The sequence below is a fragment of the Streptomyces sp. NPDC059695 genome, from assembly GCF_042733785.1.
Lineage (GTDB): Bacteria > Actinomycetota > Actinomycetes > Streptomycetales > Streptomycetaceae > Streptomyces.
This window is the reverse complement of sequence record NZ_JBHWFF010000009.1, coordinates 182198-188304: the sequence shown is the minus strand read 5'-3', so window position 1 is coordinate 188304 and position 6107 is coordinate 182198. Positions and strand designations below refer to the sequence as shown.

General features: G+C 72.9%; 5 protein-coding genes. All 5 read left to right on the top strand.

What is annotated here, in order from left to right; genetic code table 11:
• The first annotated feature begins 186 nt into the window (after positions 1-186).
• The 5 genes from ACFV2S_RS14185 to gatB all read left to right on the top strand — a co-directional run bounded on the left by ACFV2S_RS14185 (position 187) and on the right by gatB (position 5969).
• Positions 187-2301 carry a putative bifunctional diguanylate cyclase/phosphodiesterase gene (locus ACFV2S_RS14185; RefSeq protein WP_385557641.1) on the top strand — a complete coding sequence of 705 codons (2115 nt, stop codon included), beginning with the start codon at positions 187-189 and terminating at the stop codon, positions 2299-2301.
• Positions 2302-2394: 93 nt separating this feature from the next.
• Positions 2395-2691 (top strand): Asp-tRNA(Asn)/Glu-tRNA(Gln) amidotransferase subunit GatC, encoded by a 297-nt coding sequence (gatC, locus tag ACFV2S_RS14180; protein WP_015036350.1) that lies wholly within the window; start codon positions 2395-2397, stop codon positions 2689-2691.
• A 6-nt stretch (positions 2692-2697) separates the two neighbouring features.
• Complete coding sequence (gene gatA, locus ACFV2S_RS14175) at positions 2698-4197, top strand: Asp-tRNA(Asn)/Glu-tRNA(Gln) amidotransferase subunit GatA (protein WP_383796985.1); 1500 nt, start codon at positions 2698-2700, stop codon at positions 4195-4197.
• On the top strand, positions 4194-4442 hold the full coding sequence (locus ACFV2S_RS14170) for a hypothetical protein (protein WP_383796986.1): 249 nt from the start codon (positions 4194-4196) through the stop codon (positions 4440-4442). Before gatA ends, ACFV2S_RS14170 begins: the two co-directional genes overlap by 4 nt.
• Before the next feature lie 15 nt (positions 4443-4457).
• Positions 4458-5969 carry an Asp-tRNA(Asn)/Glu-tRNA(Gln) amidotransferase subunit GatB gene (gene gatB, locus ACFV2S_RS14165; protein ID WP_385557636.1) on the top strand — a complete coding sequence of 504 codons (1512 nt, stop codon included), beginning with the start codon at positions 4458-4460 and terminating at the stop codon, positions 5967-5969.
• Positions 5970-6107: the final 138 nt, after the last annotated feature.

The window sequence follows — 6107 nt, the reverse complement described above, 5'->3', positions numbered from 1 at the left end:
CCTAGAGCCCCGCCCGCCCTCGCCGGGTCGGAGACGGCGCGGCGGACCCCCCCACACCCCTCGCGCCCCCCCCCCGCCCCCGCCCGCCCCCCCCCCCCCCCACGCCGGACGGGCCGGACGACGGACGGCCGCGGCAGCGCGGCCCATCGCACACCGACGGCACCGCCGCCTGTGAGAGGGACGGGAATGGAACCGACCGAGAGCGCCGCCCCGGTCCCACGGCCGCACGGCCGTGAGGTCCCCCTGGGCTTCCCCTCCCGGCTGTCCGCAGCCGTGGTGGGCATCGCCGCCGTCGTGCTCGCCGTCGGGCTCCAGCGAGCCGTCGGCGGCGGACACGGACTCTTCCCCGGCGGCGTCGCCGGGTGGTCCCTCGCCGTCCTCACCGGACTCATCGTCGGCCACCTGGTCGCCCTCGGCCGGGACCGCTGGTGGGGCGGCACCGGCTCCGGCGCCGCCCTCACCCTCGCCGTCCTCCTGCTGTACGGCTGGGTGCCCGCCGGACTCGTCTCGCTGACCGTCGTCGCCCTGGTCGGCGCCGCCCGCCGGCACCGCTGGCGCCAGAGCCTGCTGCACGGCGCCGCCGACATCCTGGGCGTCGGCGCCGCCGCCCTCGTCCTCGCCCTCTTCGGAGACGTACCGACCGTCGAGCAGCCCTGGCAGCCGCTCGACTGGACGATCGGGGACCTCCCGGAAGTCGTCCTCGCCGCGGGCACCTACCTCGTGGTCACCCGCCTCCTCCTGTGGTACACGCTCGCCCCCCAGGGCCGCGGACTGCCCACCATCGCCCGCACCGCCCTCCTGCGGCAGGGCCTCGTCGCCGTCGCCCTCCTCGGCATCGCCCCGCTCCTCTGCGTCGTCGCCGCCACCCGGCCGGTCCTCCTGCCGCTCTTCGCCGTCCCCCTCATCGCGCTGGACTCCACCCTGTGGATCGCCCGCGCCCGCGCCGAGGAACAGCTCCGCGACCCGCTCACCGGGCTCCCCAACCGCCAGTGGCTCCTGGAGCGGGCCTGGACCGCCCTGGAGGAGGCCGAGGGCGAGGGGGTCCGCGCCGCCCTCGTCCTCATCGACCTCGACCGCTTCCGCTCGGTCAACGACACCCTCGGCCACCTCGCCGGCGACCGGCTGCTCCTCCAGATCGCCGAACGGCTCCGCCACGCCCTGCCCCACGGTGCCGAGGCCGCCCGTCTCGGCGGCGACGAGTTCGCCGTCCTGCTGCCCACCTGCGACTCCACCACCAGCGCCCAGCGGGTCGCCCGCCACCTCGTCGCCGAGCTGTCCTCCCCGCTCGACCTCGACGGGCTCACCCTCGTCCTGGAGGCCAGCGCCGGAGTCGCCGTCTTCCCCGACCACGCCCTCGACGCCGAGGGCCTGCTGCGCCGCGCCGACGTCGCCATGTACCAGGCCAAGCGGGACCGCACCGGCGTCGAGGTCTACGAGTCCAAGCGCGACTCCAACACCCCCGACCGGCTCGGCCTCCTCGGCGACCTCCGCCGCGCCCTCGACGCCGGCGAGGTCGAACTCCACTACCAGCCCAAGGTCCGCTTCGACGGCCAGGTCGCCGGCCTGGAGGCCCTCGTCCGCTGGGTCCACCCCGAGCGCGGCAAGGTCCCCCCGGACGAGTTCATCGCCATCGCCGAGTCCTCCGGCCTGATGCCCCACCTCACCGAGTACGTCCTGGAGACGGCCCTCGCCCAGGTCGCCCGCTGGCGCGCCCAGGGCCTCAACGTCCCGGTCGCCGTCAACGTCTCGCCCCGCGACGTCCACACCCCCGGCTTCGCCGGCGCCGTCGCCGCCCGGCTCGCCCGCCACGGCGTCCCGGCCGGAGCCCTCCAGCTGGAGATAACGGAACACGTGCTCCTGGAGGACCCCCAGCGGGCCGCCGACACGCTGAACGGCCTCACCGGCCACGGCGTCAAGATGTCCCTGGACGACTTCGGCACCGGCTACTCCTCCCTCGTCCACCTGCGCAGGCTGCCCGTCAGCGAACTGAAGATCGACCGCTCCTTCGTGGCCCGGCTCGCCGTCGACACCGAGGACGCCGAGATCGTCCGCTGCACCCTCGACCTCGCCCACTCGCTCGGCCTCCTCGTCGTCGCCGAGGGCGTCGAGGACGACGAGACCTGGGAGCGCCTGCGCGACCTGGGCTGCGACGCCGTCCAGGGCTGGCTGGTCGCCGCCGCGATGCCGCCCGCCGAGGCCACCGCCTGGCTCCTGGCCCGCGGCGAGCACGGCTGGCGCCGCCCCGCCGACATCGCCGCCCAGGTCGACCTGGACCACCCCTCGGGCCAGGTCGTGCAGTGACCCGCACCCTCCCGGGGCAAACCGTTTAACGGGCAGCGGCACCGGCGCCATAGGATGGCCCGACACCATCAAGCTCACCCCGTGAGGATCCGCATGCCTGGCATCACGCGCGAGGAGGTCGCCCACCTCGCACGGCTGGCGCGTCTGGAGCTGAAGGGCGAAGAACTCGATCACTTCGCCGGCCAGCTCGACGACATCATCGGCGCGGTCGCCCGCGTCTCCGAGGTCGCCGACCAAGACGTACCGCCGACCTCCCACCCGCTGCCGCTGACCAATGTCATGCGCGCGGACGAGGTCCGTCCGTCGCTCACCCCCGAGCAGGCGCTCTCCGGCGCCCCGGCCCAGGAGCAGCAGCGTTTCAAGGTGCCGCAGATCCTGGGGGAGGACTAAGAAGTCATGACGGACAACACCATCATCAAGCTCACCGCGGCCGAGATCGCCGGGAAGATCGCCGCCGGCGAGCTCACCGCCGTCGAGGTCACCGAGGCCCACCTCGCGCGCATCGAGGCCGTCGACGAGAAGGTCCACGCCTTCCTGCACGTCGACCGCGAGGGTGCCCTCGCCCAGGCCCGCGCCGTCGACGAGAAGCGCGCCCGGGGCGAGAAGCTCGGCCCGCTCGCCGGTGTGCCGCTCGCGCTCAAGGACATCTTCACCACCGCCGGCATGCCGACGACCGTGGGCTCGAAGATCCTGGAGGGCTGGATCCCGCCGTACGACGCGACCCTGGTCAAGAACCTCAAGGCCGCCGACGTCGTCATCCTCGGCAAGACCAACATGGACGAGTTCGCGATGGGCTCCTCCACGGAGAACAGCGCCTACGGCCCGACCGGCAACCCCTGGGACCTGACCCGGATCCCCGGCGGCTCCGGCGGCGGCTCCTCCGCCGCCCTCGCCGCGTACGAGGCCCCGCTCGCCATCGGCACGGACACCGGCGGCTCGATCCGCCAGCCCGCGGCCGTCACCGGCACCGTCGGCGTCAAGCCGACCTACGGAGGCGTCTCCCGCTACGGCATGGTGGCCTTCTCGTCCTCCCTCGACCAGGGCGGCCCCTGCGCCCGTACGGTCCTGGACGCGGCCCTCCTCCACGAGGCGATCGCCGGGCACGACCCGCTCGACTCGACCTCCATCGACGCCCCGGTCCCGCCGGTCGTCGAGGCCGCTCGCAACGGCTCGGTGGCCGGCATGCGCGTCGGCGTCGTCAAGCAGTTCCGCGGCGAGGGCTACCAGGCCGGCGTCGTGCAGCGCTTCGACGAGTCCGTCGAGCTGCTGAAGTCGCTGGGCGCCGAGATCGTCGAGCTGGACTGCCCGACCTTCGACCTCGCGCTCTCCGCGTACTACCTGATCGCGCCGTCGGAGTGCTCCTCCAACCTGGCCCGCTTCGACGCCATGCGCTACGGCCTGCGGGTCGGCGACGACGGCACGCGGTCCGCCGAGGACGTCACCGCGCTCACCCGTGAGGCCGGCTTCGGCGACGAGGTCAAGCGCCGCATCATCCTCGGTACGTACGCGCTGAGCTCCGGCTACTACGACGCGTACTACGGCTCGGCGCAGAAGGTCCGCACCCTCATCACCCGCGAGTTCGAGAAGGCCTTCGAGGAGGTGGACGTGATCGTCTCCCCGACGACGCCCACCACCGCCTTCCCGATCGGCGAGCGCGCCGACGACCCGATGGCGATGTACCTCGCGGACCTGTGCACCATCCCGACCAACCTGGCCGGCAACGCCGCCATGTCGCTGCCCTGCGGCCTCGCACCCGAGGACGGTCTCCCGGTCGGTCTGCAGATCATCGCCCCCGCCATGAAGGACGACCGGCTCTACAAGGTCGGCGCCGCCGTCGAGGCCGCCTTCGTGGAAAAGTGGGGCCACCCGCTGCTCGAGGAGGCTCCGTCGCTGTGAGTTCCACCAGTGCACTGCAGAAGGCCAAGGGCTTCAAGAAGTCCAAGGCCGGCACGTACCTGTCCATGGGTACGACCGCGTTCGGCGCCGTCGCCGTGACGAAGCAGATCAAGAAGGCCCGCAACGAGCACGACACGCTCAAGCTCGTCGACGCCGTCGTGTCCGCCGCCGCCATCGTCACCGGCCTCGCCATCCTGTACCGCGAGCTGAAGCGGCTCGGCGACGACGACGTCCTGCTGGGCTGAGAGGGAAGTTCCACCGTGACTGTCACTGAACTGCTGTCGTACGAAGCGGCGCTCGCCGAGTACGACCCCGTCATGGGCCTCGAGGTCCATGTCGAGCTCGGCACCCTGACCAAGATGTTCTGCGGCTGCTCGACCGAGCTGGGCGCGGAGCCCAACTCGCAGACCTGCCCGACCTGCCTCGGCCTGCCCGGCTCGCTGCCGGTGGTCAACGCGATCGGCGTCGAGTCCGCCATCAAGATCGGTCTCGCGCTGAACTGCGAGATCGCCGAGTGGTGCCGCTTCGCCCGGAAGAACTACTTCTATCCGGACATGCCGAAGAACTTCCAGACCTCCCAGTACGACGAGCCGATCGCCTTCAACGGCTACCTGGACGTCCAGCTGGAGGACGGCGAGGTCTTCCGCGTGGAGATCGAGCGCGCCCACATGGAGGAGGACACCGGCAAGTCCACCCACATCGGTGGCGCGACCGGCCGCATCCACGGCGCCTCGCACTCGCTGCTCGACTACAACCGGGCCGGCATCCCGCTCATCGAGATCGTCACCAAGCCGATCGAGGGCGCGGGCGAGCGGGCCCCCGAGGTCGCCAAGGCGTACGTCGCCGAGCTGCGCGAGCTGATCCGTGCCCTGGGCGTCTCCGAGGCGCGCATGGACAAGGGCCAGATGCGCTGCGACGTGAACCTGTCGCTGCGTCCGCACGGCACGAAGACGTTCGGCACCCGCTCGGAGACGAAGAACGTCAACTCGCTCCGTTCGGTGGAGCGCGCCGCGCGCTTCGAGATCCAGCGCCACGCGGCCGTCCTGTCCTCCGGCGGGACGATCGTGCAGGAGACCCGTCACTTCCACGAGGACGACGGCTCCACCACCTCCGGCCGCATCAAGGACAACGCCGAGGACTACCGGTACTTCCCGGAGCCCGACCTCGTCCCCGTGGCCCCGGCCCGCGAGTGGGTCGAGGAGCTCCGCAAGGGGCTGCCCGAGCTGCCGCGCGTGCGCCGCAACCGGCTCCGCGAGGAGTGGGGCGTCTCCGAGGTGGAGATGCAGGCCATCCTCAACGCGGGCGCGGTCGACGCGATCGTCGCCACCACCGAGGAGGGCGCGGACGCGGCCTCGGCCCGCAAGTGGTGGATGGGCGAGCTGGCCCGCAACGCCAACGAGCAGGGCGTCTCCCTGGAGGAGCTGCCCATCACGCCGGCGGACGTGGCCCGGGTCTCGGCCCTGGTGGCCGGCGGCGACCTCAACGACAAGCTGGCCCGTCAGGTCATCGAAGGCGTCCTCGCCGGCGAGGGCACCCCGGACGAGGTCGTCGAGAAGCGCGGTCTGAAGGTCGTCTCCGACGACGGCGCGCTCGGCACGGCGGTCGACGAGGCCATCGCGGGCAACGCGGCCATCGCCGACAAGATCCGCGGCGGCAAGGTCGCGGCGGTCGGCGCCCTGGTGGGCGCGGTCATGAAGGCCACCCGTGGCCAGGCGGACGCTGCGAAGGTCAAGGACCTGATCCTGGAGAAGCTGGGCGTCAGCGAGGGCTGATCCCGCTCCCGTACGGCTCCAGAGGCGGGGCCCCCCCCCCCCCCGCGGGGGGGGGCCCCCCCCCGGGGGGCGCCCCCGCGCCCCCCCCCCCCCCCCCCAGCGGGCCCGGGCGGCGCCGGGGGGCCCCCCCGGCCCGGC